This window comes from Pseudomonas sp. GW821-FHT01D09 (assembly GCF_059422465.1).
Window position 1 is genome coordinate 94,295 of sequence record NZ_JBWKWY010000001.1, and the last position, 24,413, is coordinate 118,707.

Consider the following 24,413-nt stretch of genomic DNA (forward strand, 5'->3'; position numbering starts at 1 on the left):
TGTCATTTTGAGCGAATTTTTTTTTGAAACTAGAGCATATTTTGGTAAACCATATTCAATTTTTGGTAGCTTCATAATAAAAAAGCACAATTTTAATCAAATATCTGCATAGCAAGAGCTGAGGGGATTTGTCTAATGTCTTTCTTGATTAAGAACGGCATCGGAGTGCTTGTCGAAGAGCAGTTATCAGTAGGCGCTCTGATTGCCCGGAAAGGTCATGGTGTATGGATTTTACTTGAGTGAGGTGTGGAATATGGAGTCAGGAATAATACGCTCAGACCGAAACGTGCCACTACCTTTCGGTGTTGACGAAATAAAGTCTATGATTGGCCGTAAAGTTTGGAATGTGCTGGGTACTTCTTATTGGCCGATTCTCGGCGGAGATGAGCAGAGTAGTTTTGCTTGGTTGACCTACGATCCTCCTGGCAGCTTTATACCGCCGCATACTCATCCGATACAGGATGAGCACGTATTTGTTCTGGAGGGTGAGTATGCACTGTATAAAGATGGTGAGTGGATGACTGCCAAGCCTGGCGATTATGTTTGTTGGCAACGTGGTTCGACTCATGCGTATCGCATCGATTCGGATAAACCTGCTCGTGGACTGTTCTGGGTTAGTCCGGGTAACGACCTGTCCAGCCTCTTCGATGAATTGCACAATCAATCCAGTCCCGAAGAAGTGGTAAGACTGTCAGCTCTGCGCAATATCGTATTCTCGAAGCCAGGTACAGCCCCGAACTTTGAATGATCTACAGGCTCAGCCGCCCAGGGACGGCGGCTGTGGTCGAAGAGTAAGTTCGGTGTGAATTTCCCTTATTTATTCATCCCTAAAATTAGAGATTAATTCGCAACGGTCAGCTTATTTTTGAGCGCTTAAAGTTCTTGCTCTGACCGTTCATGCTGGCCGTCTCCGCCGCCCGGAATGCGGTCGTGATTGTTGCGCATAGGGCTTGAAGTAGCCTTTATCATAAAGTCGCAAGCGAAAAAGAATAAAGAACAAGAGAAAACTGCATAGTGGTAAGTTGTTTCTTGGATTACATTTGATCTGGCATTAACCATTTTTCTTATTAACTAGAACAAGAAAGGTAGTCGGATGAGCCAGGTAAATCATTCTGGGATGACTGTTCACACTCTCGGCACTGGTGGTGGGCCAGTGGTTTCAGCTAGTCGTGCAGGTATCTCTACTGCGGTTGTGGTTGATGGATGTTCATACGTTTTTGATTGTGGTATGGGCAGTATTCGTAACTACCGGTCTCATTGTACTTGGGATCAATTAAGAGCGATTTTCATAACCCATCACCATTCTGATCATATTTATGATCTGGGTTCGTATCTGCTTACCGGCTGGCAAGTGCCGGGAGAGTCCTTTAGTCAACCGATTCACGTCTACGGACCCGCTAAACCGCCACGTGTACCCGTCCTGCATACTCATAGCGATCATCTTGTCGTGCCCGGTTGCTGTGGTGGAGATCACCCGATGGTCGGTACTGCTGATATCGTGGATGCGTTGATCAACAAGGTTTTTGCGTCTGACGTAGCCATTCGCATGGCCGACGAAGGGCGTTCCAGCCCCAATCAGTGGGTTTATGGCCACGACATTGAGGTGCCGGCCGAAGCCAAGGCTGATCCCGTGCTAGCCCGTCATCCAGTCATGGATCCTTTTGTGGTTTATCGAGACGCGCAAGTCGTTGTTTCGGCCATTCTGGTGGACCACCGTTTATGCTACCCAGCTTTTGGCTTCCGCATTGACAGTAAGTACGGATCGGTAGTGATTTCCGGTGACACGACTTACTCGGAAAATTGCATCCGCCTGGCCAAAGGTGCCGACATGCTTCTGCATGAGGTCATCGATCTGGACGCGATCCTGGCCACTTTTCCAGAAGGGCCTGCCCGCGAAGGAATCGCCGTACACCTTGAGGAGTCTCATACTTCATACGAGCAGGTGGGAAAAGTGGCCCAGGCGGCTGGTGTCAGTCAATTGATTCTGCATCATATCGTACCCAATGTGCCGGGCGCGGCTGACATCGAAAAAATGCTCCGGGCCGCCCATCGTGACTTCAGCGGTAAGGTTTTTGCGGCAGAGGATAACGACAGCTTTCGCGTAGGTAGCAATATTAACGCCGCATCCTTGAGCGAAGTTTCGCACAGCTCTGAAAACGTAGGGGTGTGCGTATGACGGAGTTAACTCAAACTGCTTATCCGCCTCACACATTGCGGGCGGCGCTCGCTTCGGGGCAGATGAATCGCCGCGCCTGGCTTATCACCGGGATGCTAGTGATTTTTCAGATGATCAACTTTGCCGATAAGGCCGTTTTGGGATTGGTTGCTGAGCCTGCCATGCGTGAACTCGGTTTATCCGCGAGTGAGTTCGGTTTTATCGGCAGTGCGTTTTTCTTTCTTTTCGCCGTTAGCGCAATATGGGTCGGCTTTCTTGCGGCTAAGGTGCCGACCCGATGGATTCTGTTGACCATGGGGGGGCTTTGGTCGGTCTTGCAGTTTCCGATGTTGCTTGGTGGAGGCGCTGCAGTATTGCTTGTAACCCGGATAGTGCTTGGTGCTGCCGAAGGGCCTGCGATGCCGATTACCCTGCACCATGTACACGGCTGGTTTCCAGCCAGGGAGCGCGGTTTGCCTAGCACTCTGGTGGCGATAGGCTCTACCTTAGGGCCGATTTTTGCAGCTCCAATCCTTGCCTATATCATTGCCCATCCGCAGTGGGGTTGGCGCTGGGCATTTGGTTTCCTCGGTCTCGTCGGCTTGATTTGGTCAACATTATGGCTGGTGATCGCCAAAGAAGGCCCCTACAGTCATATCAAGGGTAAGCATCAGGAGGGCGCTCTCCGCGCAGAAGGTGCGAAACACCAGGCATCTCCCAAGGATCGAGCCAGCATTGCCGAAAAATCGGACAGTCTTAAACACGTCCCCATTTTTCGGGTTTTTTCCTCCAGTATGTTCATCATCGCGACACTCGCCGGTGCAGGTTGCTTTTGGGCTCAGGGCTTCCTGACAACGTGGTCGCCCCGTTACTTGAGTGCGGTAGTGTCGCTTTCACCCGAAATGGTGGGGCTAGTGTCTACCTTTCCGTGGTTGTTCGGCGCACTGACTCTGGGTGTGTTGGGTTATACGTCTCGCGTAATGATGAGATGCGGCCTATCGGTTTACTTGTCATTGGGCGCATCGTTCGGTTTCGTCTTGATCTTGTCCGGGGTCTGCTTCCTGATTCTTCCTCACCTGGAGGGATACGCTGCGGTCTCCTTGCTGGTTATTGCCGCAGGACTGGCTATGACCTTTCCCCTCGCTCCGACGGCAGTGGCCTTTTGCGTCGCCTCCAAACAACGTGGTGCAGTCATGGCGACTCTGACTGCCATTGCGTCTCTAGGGGGCATCGTGGCGCCGGTTATGGTCGGTATGTTGATGGAGCGTGCAGGTTACGTGCAAATGGTCAAAGGCGGGCCACAGACCTTGGAAATGAGCAAACGGTTGGCCGAAGGGATGAACGCTTCTTTCGACTACATTGGTTTTTACTTGGTGACAGTAGGCCTTATCAGCATCTTCTGTCTAAATCCCGACCGGACGGCGAAGAAGCTTCAGCAGTACTTTACTTAAGGGCACGGCGAACACGCCAGCGGCAGGCGTCCATCCGCCGTCTCGTGATTACTCCCAACCGCCGCTGGCAGAGTTCAACGCAAGCCAGAGGTTGCCTTGGTTTATGCGTATTGCCGGCGGACTTTTTTATTACTTGCCTTACCTGTCTGGTCGCGCCTTCCACTGATCCGGTAAAGCGAGCAGGATTTGTGTCAGGGGGCGACGAGCTCGATAGTTGGGTGTGGGACTTTTCTATTTTTTCAGCAAGTGGTCATAAAAATAACAATGCGGCTTAATGGCCTGGCTTTTTACGGGCGATGAATCTGCTTCCACTCGTTATGCTTTGCACATGTAGAAGGGCCCGCGTCGGTGTTCCAGAAAAGTTGGATAGCCATCGGCGCTGCCGCAGACCCGATGGAGATGTTCATGTTGACTTCTACCAAGGCGGACCTCATGAAAGATCGACCGGTGCGGTATCTGTATCGATCGGGGCCACAGCACCCTGATCAGAGCGTCGAAAGTGAGCGTAATATCTTCCTCAGCTGCGTAGTGCAGAGTGGCCTACCAAAGGCGTTGGTTTGAGCGCGGCGGAACATCTACGTCAAGACCCGCTACGACAGAGATCTGGCCTCGGGGGATTATCAGGAGAACCGTTTGATCATCACTTACATGTAACACAATCGATAGCAGGGCAAACCGCTTGATATATGGTTTCGATCAGTTTGAGTAGAGTCCCGGAGGGGCTCTCAAATTCTTGCAAAACAGTGAAATGATCCCGCCCGGCAACTTCCAGGCAAGTTGCTGGGCTATCAGTAAGGCTCCATGCAGACATCATGGTGCGATTCTGCTCCAGAAACGCTGGTGTTTCTTCGCCACCCACTACAAAGGCTGCTGGAACCAGATTTCCGGTCACGCGGGTCAGCGGTGAGCAGGCCTGCGCTTGGCGTCTATCTAGGAGCAATTTTTTATTTAGGCTGGTCTCGATCAGCGGCTCTAAATTGTAAATTCCGCTAATGGGCACTATCGCTGAGATGGGTTGCTGCCGTTGATGAAGCGCTGCTTGTGCTATTGCCAATTCAACCGCAAGGTGCCCTCCCGCTGAGTGCCCTACGACGATAAGCGGCAGCAGTTGTTCCTTCAGTGGAAGTGCAGTTCGGGTGAACAATACGCCGTGGCCTAGTGTGGCAACTATTTGAGCGACAGACACTTCAGGACAAAGTGGGTAGTTCAGCAGGGCTACGTTATAGCCGCGATCAGTCAGGGCTGAGGCGATAAAGCGAAACTGTGCCTTATCCCGCGATTGCCAATAGCCGGCGTGAAGATAGATCAGATTGGCTTTGGCACGCCCTTTGGCGAAACACAGATCAAAGGTCTGCCTCGGATGCAAGCCGTACCGGACGTCTAGATCCCAGGAGCGCTCCAGGAGCACCCTGTCGTTTGCCAATTGATACTGTTCGAAAAGAGTGGTGAAACCAGGGCGGTACTGCCCTGTGACGTATTGATATTCAGGCGTATTTTTCGGCATTGCGCAGGCTCTTGCGGTTAGTGTTCTGGCCCATCCCTGGTACGGGGATGGCTAGGCAGGTACGGTGCTTTTGACGCGCCGCTACTTTCGTAGATTTCTCCAAGCCTTGAAGGGAGGCGCATCAGGAGGTTCCAAATCGCCAAAGGACGGAGGTCCAGACAGCCCCTGATAGAATCTTGCCACTCGGCAATAGATTGGGTGCTCATGGAAGTCTGACCCTTGCTCGCTTCGGGGAAGAACTGATTAAACCTCCGACCCCGCCCCAGTACTATTCGGCTATAACGTAATTGCTATGCGGTTTTGCGGATTTCCTCAGGCTGTGAGCAATTTTTTTTATAAAGATGAATGACAGACTGATGGAGCTTGACGTGCGGTCACGAGCGAAATAGCGTGGCCTTGAATGGTTCCTCCAAAAGAGCAGAGGTTAGACCTTCGCGGACTGAGTTCTATTTTTTTGCAAAATCTGATCTCGGTGACTACCCCACTCAAGGAGCCATTTTTATGGATGGGGGTAGTTTGAAATTATCCAAGGTGGGCGATGCTGCGCGTGCATCAGATGCAGAGCTAGTTTGGCTACCGTGATCTGGCAATGCAGGAAGCACTGTACGAAACATCAGAAGGACGCGGCACTGTTTCACGCGTTTAGCCTGCAAAAGCCGCACTAAGTGGCTATCGAGGAAATGCTATGTTTTACCATCAAAATAAAAACAATGTAATTCGTCAGCAGTTTTCAACAGTTCTCAACACGCCCGCACAAGCCGTACAGTGGATGTTGAATATCAACGGGCCACATGATCTTGAAGTTCCCAGGCCCCGCGAACTGGATTTTCGCCATTATGGGACCATAATAGGCAATTCAGCTATTGGGATAATCGAATATTCGACCTTGGTACGTGTCAAGATCGAAAATCTGGAGCAGAGCTACAGTGTCAACTTGCCTCTGTACGGAGAGCAAAGTATTGAGCATCAGGGTAGTTCATTCGTCTCCAATTCTTCAGTAGGGGTGATCCTCTCGCCCAACCAGTCCTTGCGCATGACCATTGGCGAGAAATGCCGCAAAAAGATGGTTAAGCTCGCGCGCAGGGCACTGGAGGTGAAGTTATCAAAGCTGCTGGGTCGGCAAATTTCGCAGCCGATACTTTTCGAGCCAAAGGTGAGTTTGGATGGTGCAATGCAGCAGTGGTGGCAGCTGGTGGAAAATTTTCAAGAGATTCTGCTGGCTGAGAGCTCTTTATGCGATCTGCCAGACGTGTGGAGCAACTTTGAAAACAGCTTGATCACCAGCCTCTTGTTCTCGCAACGACATAACTATTTTGATGAATTGCTGGCGCGCCAAGCGGGGCGCCCGCAGTACCTGACACAACTTGAAATTATGTTTAATGAGTCCTTGGAACTCCCTCTGACGCTCGTGGATCTTGAGCGAGCTGTGGGGGTCTCCCGCGAGCGCCTTTATCGTGATTTTCATACGTATTACGGCATGACACCGATCGCATATTTTCGTCAATTACGATTCGATCAAGTTCGATTACGCCTGATCCAGGCGCGATCCTCTGAAAAAGTTTCCAGTATTGCTATGGATTACGGTTTTCAGCAGTTTGGACGTTTTTCCAAGGAATACAAAGAGCGTTTTGGGGAGTTGCCTTCGCAAACCTTGAGGTTGCACCGTACCAATTGAAACTCCTGCTTGCAGTGATCTATGTAGATCACGCCACCGGTTGCACAGGCAGTCACTGAGTGATGGCCGTTAGGTAAGATCGTGGTTGGCATAAGCCTCATAGCGGTCCTGATCCAAGATCAATAACCTTGTTCAATTCTCAGAGATATTTTTTGAATGTCGCCGCAGTGATGGCCGTGGCCACCACACGCTTTTCGCGCCCGATCATATGGCGGGGAATGTTCTTCTCGGTGAGCTTGCCTTCAAGTTGGACGATCACTTCCCATGCTTTCGGCCCGGGATGTCGACCCTAGGTTACGTCGCCTTGGGCCTGGGTCAGGAAGGCAGCCAGCAGCAGGGTACTGGTTGCGAGCAACTGTGTGTAAGTCATTGCGTATCCTAAGATAAAAAGCCCCGCCAGGCCTGACGGGGTATCAAGCATCATCAAAATGGGTTGGTGAGGTCGATGCCCGACTTGCCCGGTGCCAGGATGTTGTGCGGGTCCAGGGCACGCTTGATGGCATGTTCAAGCTTGCGTTTGACCGGACCATAGCTCTGCGCCACACGCTCCTGGAAGGCGGTGTTGACGCGGTACACGGCATAGCCTTCCTGCTCGAATACATCCAGCAATTCGGCAAAGCAGGCATTGGCGCGCTGGGTCTCTTCGGGGTTGGTGCGGTCGTACAGCACGTCGATGACGTGATGCATGTCGCGCCAGCCGACGATGAACTCGCCGACGTAGTCCAGGCCGTGTTTGTTGAGCGTCTTCTTGGCCAGCGCCTGCTGTTTGTCGCATTCGCTGCCTCGGGCCTGGCTGACCGGTGCGAACCACATGGAACCACCACCGCCACGCCAGTTGTACAGGCCGAATTCCTGCAGGTTTGGTACACCCGACATCAGTTGGGCGCGGTATTTGAAGGGCTGGGTGTCACCGGCTTCTTCCTGTGTGACGAGCCGACCCTTGCCCAATTGTTTGAGTGCCCCCTTGACGATGTTCCAGTTGACGTTGACCTGTTCCTGAGTGCCGTAAAGTGCGGCGTAGACGTTCCAGGCGCCGAGGTTCTTGTCTATCTGGATCTGCTTGAGGATCGCGTCGGAGGTCGCGCCGGGCTCAAGGGTGTAGTCGGAGCGGCGGGTATTGCAGGTGGAGGCCTCCCACAGTACGCCGGCGATCACCACCGAGTTGGGGATGACCTGGGCGATGCGCAGCGGGCGGATGAATTCGACGATTTCGGCGATATCCGACTCGTTCTCGAACTTGATCTCGAACGGCTTGAACACCGGCGGTTTGGGCATCAACCAGAAGCCCATCTTGGTGCAGATACCATAGTTCGCCTGTGTGAACATTCCATCCAGAGTCGGGCCATAGCCCCACTTGAAGACTTGCCAGGCGTTGTCGCCCTTAACCCCGCCCATGCCAGTGCGATACACGTCGCCATTGGCCAGCACCACTTCCATGCCGCACTGCATCATAAAATGCTCACCGTAAGGCGTGTAGCCCACGCCGCGATCCATCGTGTTGCCCAGCGGTCCGGCGATGGCCGACGGCGCGGAGAACGATAGCATCAAGGGCAAGTTGTGTTCCTGGATGTGGTCGTAAAGCTGCTGGTAAGTTACCCCCGGCTCGACCAGGGCGGTACACAGCTGGGGATCGACGTGGAGGATCTTGTTCATTTTTTTCAGGTCGAGAATGATCTGGCCACGCTGACCGGGTGCTGCGGAGCCGTAACCGAAGTTGCGACCGGTAGAGATGGTCCACACTGGTATCTTGTGTTCATTGCAGATTTTCACCACGCCTTGCACCTGCTCGACGGTGGTTGCGGTGATAGCAGCAGAAGGTGTGTGCCCGGCGTTGTCCACAGCCATCATGATCTTGGCGTAGGGGATCAGTTGATCGTCCTTGACCAGGACGTTGTCTTCGCCGAGCAAGGTGCGGAACTTGGCGATGGCTTGCTCGAAGTGGGCGGCGTTGACGCCACGAGGCAGTAGCTTGTTGTTGGTTTTTTCAGTCATCTGGAGAGTTCCTTCAAGCTTCGATCGAGAACGAAACGAAATTACCGGTCAGCGGCGAGGCACGGCTGGCGATCAGGGGCGCCTGACCGAGATTGGCGGTGCCCAGTGCAGCGAGGGTGTAGCCCAGCGTGGCCGCCCATTGCTCGGAACCTGCGGTGTTGCGCGCCGTCGCAGAGACTTGCAACGGTGCGTGTTGGCCATGCAAGCGCTGTTCAGTAAGGCTGAAGTGGGTACCGCAGGCGTTCAGGTTCAGGCCAAGCTGCGGGGCGCAGCCGCTGGCGGCCTTTGCACTGAGTAGACGGTGATGGGAGGCGTTGGCCGTGGCGCGATGCTGACCCAGCCACTGCACGCGCGCGCCGGCACTGCGTGCTAGGTCGATGATCACGGCAGCACTGGCATCGTCCACCAGGCCGATGATGCGTTGCGGTTGAGTGCTGCCCAGGCGTTTTTCCAGGTCGAGGATGAAGTCCAGGCTCAGGTCGGCGCGTTGCATCGTGACCTGTCTAGCGGTTGGGCTGGCGTTGATGCCCTGGAGGAAGGTCGACGCGGCAACCTCGCCAGTCATTAGGGCCAGGGTCGGTAGCGCCGGCCGGGCCTGAACGCCCAGTGCACCGTTGGCCATGGTCAGGCCCGAACGGCTGACCAGCGCTGCGGCCATGCCGCTCAAGGCCATTCCCTTGAGCAATAAACGACGTTCAATATTCATTACCGACTCCTCAAGGCTTGGCCACGGGAACGGGTGTTTTGGAGATATAGTCGGCTACCTGTTGCAGCGAATTGTCATCGATGAACGAAGCGGGGAAGGCCGGCATGGCACGGAAACCGTTGCGCACGATGGCGGTGATGTAGGGCGATGGCAGCTGGCGGCCCTTGATAGACGGGCCGACTTGGTTTTCGTGGCAGTAGCCGCACATTTTGGCATAGACGTTTTCGCCGCCTTTCCAGACGCCGTCACCATCGGCAAAGACGCTACCCGCCAGCAGGGTCATCGGTAGGGCAAGGCAGACAGTGAGGGGCCATCTCACCGCTGGGCGGTTGAGGAGTGAAGACATTTCGTACTCCGTTCTCTTATGGGTAAGTGGGTTCATGGACGCCATGGTTCAGGTCAGAACGGATACGGCCTGGGGCTGTGTTGCAGGGTGATCCAATGGTCGGTGGTGAACTCCTCGATCGCCCAGTCGCCATTGAAGCGTCCAAGGCCGGAGTTCTTCTCACCGCCGAACGGCGCGTTGGGTTCGTCGTTGACCGGGATGTCGTTGACGTGGGTCATGCCGGCGCGGATGCGTTGCGCAAATTGCACGCCGCGCTCCAGGCTGGAGGTAAAGACGGCGCTGGACAGTCCATATTCGCTACAATTGGCCAGCTCCAGGGCGTGCTCGGCATCGCGGGCGGATTGAATGCCCACCAGCGGCCCGAAGATCTCTTCACGCGCAATGTCCATGTTGGCGGTGACGTCGCCAAACACATGCGGCGGCAGGACGTTCCCCTTGGCTTGCCCGCCCACCAGCAGATTGGCGCCCTCGGCCCGGGCGGTGGCGATCTTCGCTTGCAGGCCCGCCAATTGCTTGCTGTTGATCACCGGGCCGATCACGGTTTCCGCTTTATCCGGATCCCCGTAAGGCAGGGCTTTGACCCGCTCGACGAAGCGCCGGGTAAAGGTTTCCAGTAGCGGTTGCTCGACGATGATGCGGTTGATTGCCATGCAGATCTGGCCCTGGTGGAGGAACTTACCCACCACGGCGGCACTGACGGCCTGCTCGACATCGGCATCGGCCAGGACCACGAACGGACTATTACCGCCCAGCTCCAGGGCGATGTGCTTGAGGTGCTCACCTCCACTGGCGATGCGGCCGATGGAGCGTCCAACCTGGGTCGAGCCGGTAAAGGAAATGAACGATGGGACCGAGTGTTCGACGAAGGCATCGCCAATTTCCGCGCCGGCACCGACCACCACACTAAGCACGCCCGACGGCAATCCGGCTTCCTCGAAGATGCGCGCGAGCAACAGGCCGCCGGTGATAGGCGTATCGCTGGCGGGCTTGACCACTACCGCGTTGCCCAGCGCCAGGGCCGGTGCCAGGGAGCGGGCGGTCAGGTGCAGGGGGAAATTCCACGGGCTAATCACGCCGATCACGCCCAGAGGTGTGCGGTAGACACGGCTTTCCTTGCCAGGGATGTTGGAGGCAAGAATGCGCCCGTGCACCCGGCTTGGCAGGCTCGCCGACTCCAGTGTAATGGCGCGAGCGGAGCCCCATTCGATTTGCGCCTTGATGCGCGTGCTGCCGGACTCACGAATGATCCAGCCAATGATTTCTTCACGGCGCTCGTCGAAGATCTTTACCGCGTTGAGCAGGACCTGAGCCCGGGCGGTCGGCCCTTGGGCTGCCCAATTGACCTGGGTTTCCTGTGCCTTGCGGTAAGCCTCATCGAGATCATCGCGATTGGCCTGGGTGATTTGCAGCAAGCGTGTCTGGGTGAAGGGGTCGAACACCTCCAGCGGACGATCGGTGCTACCGGCACGCCATTTCCCGGCGAGAGGTTGCAGTTCAAGGTTTTGATAGGTAGGGCGAGTAACGGTCATGGCGTTGTCTCTCTTATTGGGTGCTCATGACTTAGTAATAACAACTATCGTGCCAAACTCGATTTATTAATTAATTTATATAAAATCAAATAGTTATGTTTTTTTAGCGCGTCTGGACACAAATATTGAAACAGCGTGTGCGGAATTTTATGCAGAGGATGTCGCAGGCCGTTGAAAGCTCGACGCTTGATGTTTTTTTGTGCGTTTATCGGACGAACGAGGGTCAGAAGGCCTGTGGTCAATCATTGGCAGATTGACCGTGGGGGTTGTCCGGGCATACTGAAAAAATTACTTCCCAACAGCTCATTGATCCTATGACTCGTCCCCCGCCTGACAAGAATCGCCGCCCTGCAGATGAGGAGTTTCTCAAGCAACTGCTTGGCCGACAAAAGCGCCTGATTGTCGACCGGGCCAGCCAGTTCGGCGCCAGTGGTCTGCCTTCGGCCGAGCAACTAGCCGAGACCGTGGCCTTCGCCCCACAGGACGGGAGCATCTGGTTATGCGGTCAGCGCGTGATGTTGATGCAAGGCTCGGCCTTCGGCGCGATCCGCCGTGAGCTGATCGACGCGCAGGGGTTCGATAAGGCACGTGGCCAGTTGACGCGCATTGGTTGGCAGGCAGGCGCGCGCGACGCCACCCAGGTCAGCGAACAATGGCCGGAAGGCGATCACGCCAGCTTGTACAGCGCCGGACCGCGACTGCACATGCTTGAAGGTATGGTCAATGTCGAGGTCGTGCGCTTCGAGATCGACTCGGGCCTCGGTCATTTCTACTCCGAGTTTTTCTGGCACAACTCACTGGAAGACGACGAACATATTGCTGCCTACGGCCTAGGAGGTGAACCGGCTTGCTGGATGGAGATCGGTTATGCAAGTGGTTACGCCTCTTCACTGCTCGGTCGCCTGGTGGTCTTTCGTGAGGAGGAATGCCGGTCGATGGGGCATAAAGCCTGTCGCATCGTCGGCAAGCCAGCCGAGCAGTGGGACGATATCGATGTGGATCTGGCGTATCTGGACCCGGGGGATTTTCTCAGTCGCAGCACTTACTCCTCGGGCATAGAAACTACCGTCGCCGAACTGGAAGAGCCCGTCGACGGTATACCCTTGGTGGGTATTTCGGCGGCGTTCGTCGCGGCCAGTCAATTGCTGCAGCGCGTCGCGCCAACCCAGGCGACGGTGTTGTTGACCGGGGAATCGGGGGTCGGTAAAGAATTATTCGCCCGTACCCTGTATCAGGCCAGTTCCCGACAGCAGATGCCGCTGGTGGCCCTCAACTGCGCGACCTTGCCTGAGAACCTGGTCGAGGCCGAACTGTTCGGTGTCGAGCGTGGTGCCTTTACCGGCGCCGAACGATCGCGCCCCGGGCGTTTCGAGCGAGCCGATGGCGGGACGCTGTTCCTCGATGAGATTGCGACCTTGAGCTTTGGTGCGCAGAGCAAGATTCTGCGTGCCTTGCAAGAAGGTGAAATCGAGCGGGTCGGTGGCACGGCTCCGATCCGCGTGGACGTACGGGTCATTGCCGCGACTAACCTGGACTTGCGTCGCGAAGTCGAGGCCGGGCGTTTTCGTGAAGACCTGTTCTACCGATTGAATGTGTTCCCCATTCACCTGCCGCCGTTGCGCGAGCGTCGCGAAGATATCCCGTTGCTGATGAGTTACTTCCTACGCCATTTCAGCCTGCGCCATGGGCGTCGACCGGCGCGGTTCAGTACGCGGCTGGTCAACGCGCTGCTGACGTATCGGTTTCCCGGCAATATCCGTGAGCTACAGAATCTGATCGAGCGCGGTGTGATTGCCGCCGGTGACGGCGAGGTGATCGATATGGTGCACCTGGCCGAGGCGGGGGCGCCGTTGCTGGCAACGGCCATTGGCCTGACCCCCGAAGGGCGCCTTTCTGCTGTGCAGCGCCGGGATGAGCCCGCAGCCGAGGTGCAGGCAGCCGCAACCTCCACCGAAGGTTCGGGAGCAGGCCCCCTTCAAGAGCCGTTGCTGGAGAGTCTGCAGGCCTTTGTTTCCGGTCACCAACGGGTGTTGAACATATCCCTGGAAGAGATCGAACTGCGCCTGGTGCGACTGGCGCTGGAACGCTCGGGCGGTAACATCACGGCAGCAGCGCAGATGCTCGGCATGAGTCGAGCGCAGGTCAGCTATCGCCTCAAGGGGAGCTAGCGCCTAGCGCTTGTAGCGGCCTGCACTACGGTATCGGCCAGATAGTTGACGACAAACAACTGCCTGTAAGTACCCGGTGGCGGCAGAATCCCCATACCGTAGTTTTCGATGCCCAGTGCTACAGCCTGGCGAGACCGCCAAGCTTAACCGCCGAGAGCCCTATTTTTCGGAACTTTCGAGCAACAGGATTATCCATTGCGACGTTGAGTGAAAGAGAGTAATAAAAGTTTTTATAAGCTTTTTTCACAGCAGTTTTTAGGAGATATTTGATGATAAGAACGTTTCTTCCTCCCGATGCCCCCTTATTGCGTGAAGTGGCTACTCAGGTTGATAGGTTTTCGACTGATGAGCTACGAACCTTAGTATCTGATATGTTTGAAACCATGCGTGATGGTCGTGGAGTGGGCTTGGCTGCCCCCCAAATTGGGGTGAGCGCACGAATTATTGTCTTTGAGTTTTCTGGGGATGAAGAGCGAGCGCCTGGCGAACCTCTGATACCTCCTTCTGTACTAATAAACCCGGTTATTACCTCGGGAGAAGGATGGGCAGAAGGACGTGAGGGGTGTTTTAGTATTCCAGGGAAAATAGGTATTGTGCCTCGATACACGACTATCGAATACACGGCTCAAGATATTGATGGTCTTAAGGTTCAAGGCAAAGCAGAAGGTTTTCATGCCCGCATTATTCAGCATGAAGTCGACCATTTGAATGGCATTCTTTATATCGATATCGCCAGTGAGGTCTCTCCTTATCAACGAGAAACTATAGAGAATAAATAATCAGTTCTTTGGTACTCTCAATTCCCCATAAGTGGAAAATAAAAGCACCAAAAAAATTGCTCTCGGGTTAAGGATAGTCTGAAGTGGCCCGATATTTTCAGGTCATTTCGCCATCTGCGATTTAGAAAACAGCGCATCAGTCAAAAAACGATCAGATTAGCCGTGTATTTCATGCTTTTTAGCCACTGCGAGCCTCTCGCAGTGGTCGTTCCCCGCATTACAGGCGCTCCTCGCCCGCATTCGTCAGCAAATGTCGGTGCGCCATCCACAGGTTCGATAGCGCGAACAGCGTCACCTGCTGCGCGGTGTTCTTCGCAAGGCCACGCAAGCGCACCTTGGTATAGCCAAACTGGTGCTTTTTCAGCGTTTCCTTAAGGCAAAGAGGTGTCTACGAAACCCGGGGCGATTCACTATGAGTGACAAACTCTCGTTCACGAGAGGCAGTTTCTCATGGGTGAGTATTTTCTTGCAGTCGAAAAAAGAGGATTTTAGAAGCATGTATGAGAGGTCGCTTCTGTGTGATTGCGGTATAGAGTTATCGAAGTATCACATTCGACGGGAAAACTCATGAAAAGTATTAATGAGCTAATAGAAAGCCAAATTTCGACTAACACATTGATGATGTCGGAGTCGCACGTGAGTTTCAACTGACTGCGCCCGAAATACCCGTAATACTCGTTGCCGTCGGCTATAAATTCGTCGAAAGCTGGCCACAAAAGTCGCACAAGAGATTCAGTCAAGTACTGAAACTGGTTTAAAAGTCAGAGGCGTATGGGCTGTTCAGCCTATGGGCGTGTGACGATAGATGGTTGGATAGAAGGAGGGATACCAACTGTGCAAATATTTCTGAAAAAAGTTTAGGTAGGCCCGCACCAAGCGAGAGGGGTAGCGCTGGGATTGATAAAGCAAATGTGAAGTGGCTGCACGTTTCGTTGAGACACCAGACGACTTCACGGCGAAGAGACTGCCAGGGATGTCTTAAAAATATTTACGCTTTTAATACAGAAAGTCGTGTGCCGAAAAGCTCAGTAATTCGTTGCTTTACGGTTGGGGCTGAATACTGCTTTAACTTAAATTCGCTGCAATTATGCGAAATTTGATCAGAGTTTCCCAAATGAAAATAGGAGAGTGATTTATGAAAAGTATTAAATGTTTTTCAATTTCATTTTTTTTGTTTGTTGGTTTTAATTCTGCTTATGCAAGCGAAAACCAAGTTTCACTTTCGTTGCAGTCGTTGGCGGACTCTATGAGGTGGGACTCACTTGATAAATGCTCAGCAACATATGAGGTGGTTTTGCAAAAAACGTCAGACGCCCAAAAAGCTGTTGCCGAAGATCTAAAAAAATCAATTGTCAGCTCTGCTTACAATCAGTTTTTGCAGGGGCAAGTAAAAAACAAGTTGGACTCCCTATCTGCAGAGGTCAAATACCTACAGTCACGTTGCCAAGCTGGTGATTATGATGGCTCCTCGTTAAGTCTGGAAAGACCTGCTCGATTGGAGCAAATGTTGCAAGAGTGGCAGTCGACTATTATCTGGGCTAAGGATGTCATTGTGTCTGAAAAATACCCAAACTTAATCCATGTTAATAAATCTCCTTCACTGATAGAAAATAAGGAACTCAAGCCTTTAGATAGGTTTGTAGATTGCACGGATAGCTATTGTTCGGAAATGGTCGTCATCCCCGCAGGTGATTTCGTTATGGGGGCAACTGAGGAGGAAGCCGTTGCCGAAAAGGTAAATGCCAAAGTACATGCGTGGGAAATTCCTCGTCATAAGGTGGTGATAAAGAAGCCATTTGCTTTGTCTTCAACGGAGGTGACACTGGGTAGCTTTCAGACGTTCGTTAATGAAACTGGCTACAGTTTACCAGAAGGCTGTACTTCACTAAGCCCGCCTGCAAATCCGCAAGTTGCTCTGGCTAAACTTTTTTTCTCTAAGGAAGCTAACTATAAAAATACTGGGTTTAAACAAGGAGAAAATGAGCCCGTAGTTTGTGTTCGTCGTGAAGATGGCCGCGCATATGCTGAATGGCTATCGAAAAAAACGGGGCATAAATATCGTCTTCCAACGGAGGCTGAGTGGGAATATGCCGCACGAGCAGGGACTCAGACAACCTTCTTTTGGGGTAATAATCGAGACGAGGCATGTGGTTATGCCAACGTTTACGATTTGACCACGGATGAATATTATAAATATGGATTCAGTAAGTTTATGTGTAGCGATAAGCAGATTTCTACTGCGCCGGTCGCATCATTCAAGCCGAATAATTTTGGTATCTACGATATATTGGCGAATGCTAGGGAGTGGGTTGACGATTGCTGGCACTATAGTTATAGCAATGCACCGACTGATGGTTCAGTTTGGGGGAAAGAGAATAACGGGTTGTGTCACTTTGGCGTATTGAGAGGAGGGGCATGGGCGTATAATACGGTAAACGTCAGGATTGCCTATCGGAATGCCTATTTCTCTTCGCAGGCCCGTGCTTTTATGTGGGGTTTCCGATTGGCCAGAGATATTTAGTTATCAAGCTACTGGATGCCTTTTTCTCAACCGTTCGGGTCACCTTTTAATTGGTTATTCGTGAACTACGGGGCGCACGGCCTATGCTTAACAGGCCGTTGAAAAATTCATTCCTAGCTCCCCCAACCCGCCAAGCTTGAGATTTTTCAGCCGCTCAGGCTTGGCGCTGCCCTTTATCCCGCCTCAGTCAGCGGGTGTTTTGCCAGTTCCAGCGCAAATATTCACCTAGGGGCGATTTCTAGGCGCACCTCGCCTAAACATGCGACCCACCCCACCAGCCTGACAAGCTCCCCAAACGGATCAAGTTGTGCACCGAAAAGCCCTGCAGCTCACGCGCCATCTGGACAAAAAAATTCTGGTTGTAGCTTTTGTCCGCACCCTGAGATCGGATCCACGCATTGGCTCGGTCTTCCGCTGACATTGAAGAACATGACGGGGCGTTTGCCAGAATCCAATTCGGTTCGGTCTTTTTCAACAACCTAATTAGTGCCTCTTGAGCCAACATCGTGGTTGGTCATTCTTTTAAGTTCAGTCTGCGGGCTGGCGGCGGGTTTGGGGTTGGCGTCGATTACGCCTTCTACCTGCGTTGCTTGGGTGAAGTCATTTGTGGGTGATCAAAAAACGGAGGCTTGCTTCGAGTATTTTGTTTTGTAATGATCACTAAGTAAGTTGATTTTATCTGAAGACAACTCTGGACCGAGGACAAGGCCATGAAAAATCGTCTGCTTTCCCCGTTGAAAATGGGGCGTGTTGAGCTGAAAAACCGTGTTGTCATGGCGCCTATGACACGCTCGCGGGCCAAGCATGGCAGTGATGCACCCACCGCGTTGAACGCCCTTTACTATGCCCAGCGTGGCAGTGCCGGATTGATCATTACCGAAGGCACACAGGTTTCCCGCCAGGGCCAGGGCTATGCCTATACACCCGGTATTTACTCAAGCGAGCAGGTGGCTGGCTGGAAACAGGTAACCCACGCCGTACACGAGGCCGGCGGCTTGATTGCGGCACAACTCTGGCATGTGGGCCGCATGTCCCATGCCTCGTTGCAGGCCCAGGGGAGCGCGCCGGTTGCACCGTCCGCCATCCAGGCCCAGGCCCAGGTTTTTATCTCGGACGGCAAGGGCTCGGGCCTGATGGCGCCTGCCGAGAAACCCCGGGAGATGACGCTTGATGACATGGCGTCGGTCAAGCAAAGCTTTGTTGAGGCGGCCCGGAACGCTGTGGCTGCGGGCTTCGATCTCGTCGAGGTACACGGTGCAAATGGCTATTTGTTTGATCAGTTTCTGGCAACAGGCACCAATAAGCGGCAAGACGCATATGGCGGCTCATTGGCAAACCGCGCCCGCTTCCTGTTGGAAACCGTCGATGCGTTGATTGAGGTCGTGGGGGCTGATCGGGTAGGGGTGCGCTTATCGCCGTGGGGAACGATCAGTGACATTCAAGACGATGAGCCCGAAGCGATGGCATTATTTTTGGCGCATGCTCTTGATCAGCGCGACATTGCCTACCTGCACCTGGCGGAATGGGAGTGGACTGGCGGCCCGGCTTACCCCGAGGGTTTTCGCCAGCGTTTGCGATCGGCCTTTCAAAAGACCTTGATCGTTTGCGGCAACTACGATGCCGAACGTGGAGAAGCCCTGCTCGCCGAAGGCCTGGTAGATGCCATTGCCATGGGGCGTCCGTTTATTGCCAATCCAGACCTGGTGGAACGTATCCGCCAGGCCGCGCCTCTTGCTGAAGCAAATCCGGCGCTGTTTTACGGCGGCGATGCCAAGGGCTACACCGATTATCCGGTTTACTCGCCTGCTTGACCCTGGTCGATGGGGCGCGCATGCACTCGCTGCAGCGTGCCTGCCTGGACAAGTCATATTGCCGGCCTAGCGAAGCCATCCTCTGGCTGGCGTTGTAAAAGTAGACGGATCTTTTAACGTGCCCCTGTCAGCATCCGTGGGGCGCGCCGTTTCTAACGCACGTACCCGAGGAAAACCCATGCATATCAAGGCAGCAGTTGTTCGCGAAGCCGGCGGCCCCTTTTTGATCGAAGACCTGGAGCTTGAAGCGCCCGGGGCCGGCGAAGTACTGGTGAAGATCGTGGCCTGCGGGATCTGCCACACTGACGTGATCATCCGCGACCAGTTTTACCCCACGCCGTTGCCGGTGGTCTTGGGCCATGAGGGCGCCGGTGTCGTTGAGGCCGTAGGGCCCGGTGTCAAGACGGTCAAGCCGGGTGATCATGTCTTGATGTCGTTTTCGGCCTGTGGCACATGCCCCAGTTGCCTGGACGGCGCCGTCGCCTATTGTCATCACCATATGCAGATGAATTTCTCTGGCATGCGTTACTCCGGGACCGCCTGGGATGTGCCAGCGCCGCTGTTGAAACGCTTGCCGTCGGGCAAGGAGGAACGCATCAACGGTGCGTTTTTCAACCAGTCCGCGCTGGCGACCCATGCAATTGCCACCGAGGCCAACGTGGTGGTGGTCGACAAGGACGTTGACCTGAAAACCCTCGCACCGCTGGGCTGTGGTTTCCAGACCGGGGCCGGGGCTATTCTCAATACCTTGAAGCCGGACGTCGGCTCATCCCTGGTCATCACGGGAGCCGGCAATGTCGGGCTGGCGGCGGTGATGGCGGCGGCGGTTGCGCGGTGCTATCCGATCGTGGTGATCGACCAGGTGCCGCAGCGGCTCGCATTGGCCAAGACGCTGGGCGCGACGCATGTCTTTGATTCGTCCCAGGTGGATGCGCTGGCGTCGGTGCTGGAACTGTGCCCGGACGGGGTCAACTATGCACTGGACACCACCGGTCACCCCCAAGTGCTGCGCTCGGCCTTCCAGATGTTGCAGGCCCGCGGTATCTGCGGCCTGATCGGGGGCTCCAAACTGGGCACTGAGGCCAGCCTGGACATGACCCATCTGCTGTTTGGGCGGACGGTGCGCGGTATTCTGCAAGGGGACAGCAAACCGAAGAAATTCATCCCGCAATTGGTGCAGTTGTATCGCGACGGGCTATTCCCGATTGACCGCCTGATCCGCCACTACCGGCTTGAAGAGATCGAGACGGCAATCGCCGATATGAAGTCCGGCGCGGTGATCAAGCCGGTGTTGCTGATGGACTGAGTACAGGCGCATGCGACATGGCCGCCGGGGAGGCGGCCATGTCGCTGGCAGTCTTCAGCCCAGCGGGTCGATCACCCCCGGCTGTAGCACCACATGCTTGTACTCCAGGAAGTCTTCCAACTGCGCGACACCACGCAACCGGCCACGACCGCTTTGCTTGTAGCCGCCTTCCTCGAATTCGTCGCGCATGGCGGCCCAGTCATTGATCCACACGGTACCGGCCTCGATAGCGGCGGCCATGCGAAGCGCACGGTCACCGTCACGGGTCCAGACACTGGCCGCGAGCCCGTATTCACTGTCGTTGGCCAGCGCCACCGCCTGGGCTTCGGTGTCGAACACTTGCAGGGTCAACACCGGGCCAAAGATCTCGCGTTGTACGATATCGGCCTTGGGGTCGCTGATTTCCAGCAAGGCAGGCTGGTAAAACGCGCCCTTGGCCAATGGCCCCTCGGTGATCGGGCCTCCGCGCACAATCACGTTGGCCCCCTTGTCGATGGCTTCGATCACCATTGCCTCAACGCGTGCGACGCTGTTCTTGTCGATCAGTGGGCCCATGTCGCTGCTCGGGTCTGCTGCAGGCCCCGCCTTGACCTGGCGCAGGCGCTGGGCCAAACGCTCGCGCACCTGGTCGACGATCCCGGCTTGTACCAGCAGGCGGCTGCCGGTCATGCAGAATTGACCGGCGAACACGGTCAGTGCTTTCTCGATTTTTGGCAGCGCGGCGTCCAGGTCGGCATCGTTGAACACGACAATGGGCGTCTTGCCCCCCAGCTCCAGGCCGAAACGCTTGAGCAGGGGGGCGCCGCTGGCGCTGATGGCGCGACCGGTGCTGGTGCTGCCCGTGAAGCTGATGGTCGGTACATCCGGTGAGCGCACCAGGTAATCCAGCACTTCAAACTCACCGGTGACCATATTCACCACCCCAGGCGGCAGGCTCTTCACTTCGCTCAGGATCTGGGCGAGCAGCGCGTTGGTCTGGGCTGTCTGGCTCGGCATCTTGATGACGGTGGTGCAGCCTGCCGCCAATGCCGGCGCCAGGGAGCGTACCATCAGCGCCACGGGTGAGTTCCATGGCACGCTGATCCCGGCCACACCCAGGGGCTCGCGCAGGACCATGGAAAACCGCCCGGCACTCCATTGGGCCGCGCGCCCATAATCGCTGAAAATCAGCCCGGCACAGTAGCGCAGGCCGGGCGCGGCGAGGGAAATCTCAAACATTGCTTCGCCCGCCACTTTGCCGTTTTCCAGGCTCAGCAGTGCCTGCAAGTCGGCGGCGCGGGCTTCAAAGCGCTCGGCCATTTCGTGGAGCACACGGGCGCGCAGCTCGCGGTTGCTTTTCCAGTCCGTGGTCAAGAAGGCCCGGTGCGCGGCGGCGACCGCAGCCGCAGCTTCGCCTGCCATGCCCTTGGCATAGCGCCCGATTTCATGACCGGTGGCCGGGTCGATGCTTTGCCCGTGTTGTTCGCTGTCGTGCCATTGGCCGTTGATCCAATGCCGTGCTACGACCTGTTGGGTGGCGTTGCCTGGGAGAGTGGTCATCGAGTATTCCTCTGGAGGTGAGACAACAAAGGGTGCCCGAGGGGGCACCGGGCTTACCCGGCCCACCGAGCAGCAAAACTAGTCCAATCAGGCAGTGGCCGAGGTTTGTTGCGTGGCCGCCACGCGCAGGCTTTCGAGCAGGTCTGGCAGGCTCGGGTCGGGATGCGGTTCATCGCGCCAGCACATGCCGAGCGAGCCCTGGGCATTGAGTTCAAAGGCCAGCGGCACGATCAGGCGTCTTTGTGTGAAGTGCTCGGCCACACGGTCCGAAGCGATCGACAGCATGTCGCTGTATTGCAGCAACCACAGGTTGCCCACCAGTGACGACGACTCGATGCGATAGGGCAGCGGCCCCTGGCCCACATGGGTCAAGGCTTCGTCGAGTTTGCTGCGGATCGGTGTACCCGCCGGCCAGACGATCCAGTCGTACTGACGCAAATCGTCCCACCCCAGCCCGGGCAGTCGGGTCAGCGGATGGTCTGCCCGGCAGATCACCCGCATGCTTTCTTCATACAGGCATTCGCTGCGCAACGCGGTGCGCGGGGTGTAGTTGTCCAGGCGTCCCACCACCAGGTCCAACTGCCCCAGCTCCAGGCGTTCGAGCAAGGTGTTCATGGTGCCTTCCTGCAATTGCACCTGGGCTTTGGGGTGGCGTTTGAGAAACTGGATGATCGCAGCCGGAACCAGGTTGGGCGCGGATGCCGGCGAGGTGCCGATCACCACGCGATAGGACATTCCGTCCTGCATGGCCAGCAGGTTTTGTTGCGCACGATCCATTTCGCTGAGCACGCGCCGCGCATGGCCCAGCAGCACCCACCCCTGGGCCGTGGGCGTGAGGCCACGGGCATGGCGCTCGAACAGCGGTGCGCCAACGTACTCCTCAAGCTCCTTCAACCATTTGGACAGCGCCGGCTGGGTACTGAAGGTCACGCGCGCGGCCTCACTGATGCTGCCGGTTTCGCACAGGCTGACCAGCAGATGCAGGTGCTGTACGCGCAGTCGTCGGGTCCAGTCGATGCTCATGGCGGGGTCTCAACAGTGGCGGAATTATCCATACCATAAATGGCATGGATGAATGAAGAAATACCATTATTAGAATATATCTGGCCCCATGATAATCGGTGCACAACGATTGGTCAGCTCGAATGGGTGCCCTGTGAACAACAACGTTAAATCCGAACGCGAGGCGTTTTACCAACGCATTGATGCTCACCACTTGTTTCCCCTGTGGGAGCGCCTGCATAGCCTGGTTCCAGCCTCGCCGGCCGGTGCCTGCCAACCTGCGCTGTGGCGCTATTCGCAATTGCGGCCATACCTTGAGGAGGCCGGCCGGCTGATCTCTGCCGAGGAAGCCGTTCGCCGTGTCCTGGTGCTGGAAAACCCGGCGTTGCGCGGCCAGGCCGCGATCACGTCCAGCCTGTACGCCGGCTTGCAGTTGATCCTGCCCGGTGAAATCGCTCCCAGCCACCGGCATACCCAGTCGGCCCTGCGGTTTGTGGTGGAAGGGCGCGGGGCGTTTACCGCCGTGGACGGCGAGCGTGCCAGCATGGCGCCGGGCGACTTTATCATTACGCCGTCCTGGGCCTGGCACGATCACGGCAACCCGAGTCTGGAAGAGGGCGGGGAGCCGGTGGTGTGGCTCGATGGCCTGGATATTCCGCTGGTGCGTTTTTTCGACGCCGCCTTCGCTGAGAACTACGAGCAGCCGGTGCAGCCCATCAGCCGCCCCGAGGGCAACAACCTGGCGCGTTTCGGCATGAATATGTTGCCGGTGCGCCATCAGGTCAGTTCCCACACGTCGCCGATTTTCAAATACCCCTACGAGCGCAGCCGCGAAGCACTGGACACCTTGCTGCGCCAGGAGCAGATCGACCCCTGGGAGGGCGTGAAGCTGCGCTATGTCAACCCGGCCACCGGTGGTTCGCCGATGGCGACCATCGCGACGTTCATGCAGATCCTCCCACGCGGTTTCCGTGGGCAGACCAGCCGCAGTACCGACGCCACGGTGTACTCCGTCGTCGAAGGCAAAGGCCGGGTCTTGATCGCCGGCCAGCCCTTCGATTTCGAGCCCCGCGACACGTTTGTGGTGCCGAGCTGGGCCGCCGTCAGCTTCCAGACCGAGCAAGAGTGCGTGCTGTTCAGTTTTTCCGATCGGCCGGTGCAGCAAGCGCTGGGCCTCTTGCGTGAATCCCGTGAATCTCTTTGAAACCCCGGAGTCGACCATGACTTATGCCGTTGCCCCTCAAGCCGTCACTGCCCTTGCCATTGATGGCAGTGCCGACACGTTTCCTGTGCGCCGCGTGTACTGCGTGGGCCGCAATTACGCGGCCCATGCGCGTGAAATGGGGTTTGATCCCGACCGCGAACCGCCGTTCTTTTTCTGCAAGCCCGCGGATGCGGTAGTACCGCTGCAACCGGGGCAGACCCTGGAATTGGCGTACCCCGCCGAAACCAGCAACTATCACTACGAGATCGAGCTGGTGGTGGCGATCGGCAAAGCGGGCAAGGACATTGCCCTGGAACACGCCAATGAGTACGTCTGGGGGTTCGCCGTCGGTTTGGACATGACCCGTCGCGACCTGCAAATGACAGCCCGCGAAATGGGACGCCCCTGGGAGTTGGGCAAAGCCTTTGACCAGTCCGCGCCCATCGGCCCGTTGACGCCGGCTGCCGGTTTCCAGGGCGCCGCCAGTGCCGGCTTATGGTTACAGGTCGACGGTGAAGACAAGCAACGCAGCAGCCTCGACAAGCTGATCTGGTCGGTGCCGGAAACCATCGCCTATCTGTCGCGTTTCTTCGAGCTCAAACCCGGCGACCTGATCATGACCGGCACGCCTGAAGGCGTCGGCCCGGTGGTCGCCGGCCAGTTGATGACCGGGGGTGTGGATCACCTCGGGGTGATCAGCGTTCGTGTGGTCTGAGCCCAGGTTT

At 55.8% G+C, this 24,413-nt stretch carries 18 protein-coding genes and 1 pseudogene; 11 read left to right on the forward strand and 8 right to left on the reverse strand.

The window, feature by feature from the left end; translation table 11 throughout:
• Positions 1-322 precede the first annotated feature (322 nt).
• The 3 genes from AC07W7_RS00495 to AC07W7_RS00505 all read left to right on the forward strand — a co-directional run bounded on the left by AC07W7_RS00495 (position 323) and on the right by AC07W7_RS00505 (position 3,606).
• Entirely contained in the window at positions 323-748 is a 426-nt protein-coding gene (locus AC07W7_RS00495; RefSeq protein ID WP_083743138.1) for a cupin domain-containing protein, read from the forward strand.
• A 345-nt stretch (positions 749-1,093) separates the two neighbouring features.
• Entirely contained in the window at positions 1,094-2,176 is a 1,083-nt protein-coding gene (locus tag AC07W7_RS00500; protein ID WP_197883168.1) for an MBL fold metallo-hydrolase, read from the forward strand.
• Positions 2,173-3,606, forward strand: coding sequence for an MFS transporter (locus AC07W7_RS00505; RefSeq protein WP_495038390.1), 1,434 nt, complete (start codon positions 2,173-2,175; stop codon positions 3,604-3,606). Before AC07W7_RS00500 ends, AC07W7_RS00505 begins: the two co-directional genes overlap by 4 nt.
• A gap of 640 nt (positions 3,607-4,246) precedes the next feature.
• Here AC07W7_RS00505 and AC07W7_RS00510 read toward each other — a convergent pair.
• Positions 4,247-5,110, reverse strand: a complete 864-nt coding sequence (locus AC07W7_RS00510) for an alpha/beta hydrolase (RefSeq protein ID WP_099168932.1) — start codon at positions 5,108-5,110, stop codon at positions 4,247-4,249.
• Between the two features lie 685 nt (positions 5,111-5,795).
• Between AC07W7_RS00510 and AC07W7_RS00515 the strand changes: the two genes are divergently transcribed.
• Entirely contained in the window at positions 5,796-6,785 is a 990-nt protein-coding gene (locus AC07W7_RS00515; RefSeq protein WP_495038391.1) for an AraC family transcriptional regulator, read from the forward strand.
• A gap of 423 nt (positions 6,786-7,208) precedes the next feature.
• Here the strand turns inward: AC07W7_RS00515 and AC07W7_RS00520 are convergent, their stop codons facing one another.
• Genes AC07W7_RS00520 through pchA form a run of 4 tightly spaced genes read right to left on the reverse strand, consistent with a single transcriptional unit; the run spans position 7,209 to position 11,358 of the window.
• Positions 7,209-8,777 (reverse strand): FAD-binding oxidoreductase, encoded by a 1,569-nt coding sequence (locus tag AC07W7_RS00520; RefSeq protein ID WP_076964632.1) that lies wholly within the window; start codon positions 8,775-8,777, stop codon positions 7,209-7,211.
• A 13-nt stretch (positions 8,778-8,790) separates the two neighbouring features.
• A complete protein-coding gene (locus AC07W7_RS00525) occupies positions 8,791-9,483 on the reverse strand; it encodes a hypothetical protein (RefSeq protein ID WP_495038392.1) in 693 nt (230 codons plus the stop codon).
• A 10-nt stretch (positions 9,484-9,493) separates the two neighbouring features.
• Entirely contained in the window at positions 9,494-9,829 is a 336-nt protein-coding gene (locus tag AC07W7_RS00530) for a c-type cytochrome (RefSeq protein ID WP_099168929.1), read from the reverse strand.
• Between the two features lie 53 nt (positions 9,830-9,882).
• A complete protein-coding gene (pchA, locus tag AC07W7_RS00535) occupies positions 9,883-11,358 on the reverse strand; it encodes a 4-hydroxybenzaldehyde dehydrogenase (protein ID WP_495038393.1) in 1,476 nt (491 codons plus the stop codon).
• Between the two features lie 314 nt (positions 11,359-11,672).
• Between pchA and AC07W7_RS00540 the strand changes: the two genes are divergently transcribed.
• Positions 11,673-13,526 carry a sigma-54-dependent Fis family transcriptional regulator gene (locus AC07W7_RS00540; RefSeq protein WP_076964636.1) on the forward strand — a complete coding sequence of 618 codons (1,854 nt, stop codon included), beginning with the start codon at positions 11,673-11,675 and terminating at the stop codon, positions 13,524-13,526.
• Between the two features lie 269 nt (positions 13,527-13,795).
• Positions 13,796-14,305 (forward strand): peptide deformylase, encoded by a 510-nt coding sequence (gene def, locus AC07W7_RS00545; protein WP_495038394.1) that lies wholly within the window; start codon positions 13,796-13,798, stop codon positions 14,303-14,305.
• 217 nt (positions 14,306-14,522) lie between these two features.
• Here def and AC07W7_RS00550 read toward each other — a convergent pair.
• Positions 14,523-14,663, reverse strand: a pseudogene (locus AC07W7_RS00550) (IS5/IS1182 family transposase); the annotation flags it as partial.
• 777 nt (positions 14,664-15,440) lie between these two features.
• Between AC07W7_RS00550 and AC07W7_RS00555 the strand changes: the two are divergent.
• The 3 genes from AC07W7_RS00555 (at position 15,441) to AC07W7_RS00565 (ending at position 19,943) form a co-directional block, all read left to right on the forward strand.
• Positions 15,441-16,826, forward strand: a complete 1,386-nt coding sequence (locus AC07W7_RS00555) for a formylglycine-generating enzyme family protein (RefSeq protein WP_495038395.1) — start codon at positions 15,441-15,443, stop codon at positions 16,824-16,826.
• A gap of 710 nt (positions 16,827-17,536) precedes the next feature.
• Positions 17,537-18,637: an alkene reductase gene (locus AC07W7_RS00560; RefSeq protein ID WP_076964638.1), complete on the forward strand. Its 1,101-nt coding sequence runs from the start codon at positions 17,537-17,539 to the stop codon at positions 18,635-18,637.
• A gap of 178 nt (positions 18,638-18,815) precedes the next feature.
• Positions 18,816-19,943, forward strand: a complete 1,128-nt coding sequence (locus AC07W7_RS00565; protein WP_076964639.1) for an NAD(P)-dependent alcohol dehydrogenase — start codon at positions 18,816-18,818, stop codon at positions 19,941-19,943.
• A gap of 54 nt (positions 19,944-19,997) precedes the next feature.
• Here the strand turns inward: AC07W7_RS00565 and AC07W7_RS00570 are convergent, their stop codons facing one another.
• Positions 19,998-21,482: an aldehyde dehydrogenase family protein gene (locus AC07W7_RS00570; RefSeq protein ID WP_495038396.1), complete on the reverse strand. Its 1,485-nt coding sequence runs from the start codon at positions 21,480-21,482 to the stop codon at positions 19,998-20,000.
• 87 nt (positions 21,483-21,569) lie between these two features.
• Complete coding sequence (locus AC07W7_RS00575; protein ID WP_099168940.1) at positions 21,570-22,499, reverse strand: LysR substrate-binding domain-containing protein; 930 nt, start codon at positions 22,497-22,499, stop codon at positions 21,570-21,572.
• Between the two features lie 139 nt (positions 22,500-22,638).
• Between AC07W7_RS00575 and gtdA the strand changes: the two genes are divergently transcribed.
• Positions 22,639-23,688, forward strand: a complete 1,050-nt coding sequence (gtdA, locus tag AC07W7_RS00580; RefSeq protein WP_076964641.1) for a gentisate 1,2-dioxygenase — start codon at positions 22,639-22,641, stop codon at positions 23,686-23,688.
• Positions 23,689-23,704: 16 nt separating this feature from the next.
• A complete protein-coding gene (locus tag AC07W7_RS00585; RefSeq protein ID WP_495038397.1) occupies positions 23,705-24,403 on the forward strand; it encodes a fumarylacetoacetate hydrolase family protein in 699 nt (232 codons plus the stop codon).
• Positions 24,404-24,413: the final 10 nt, after the last annotated feature.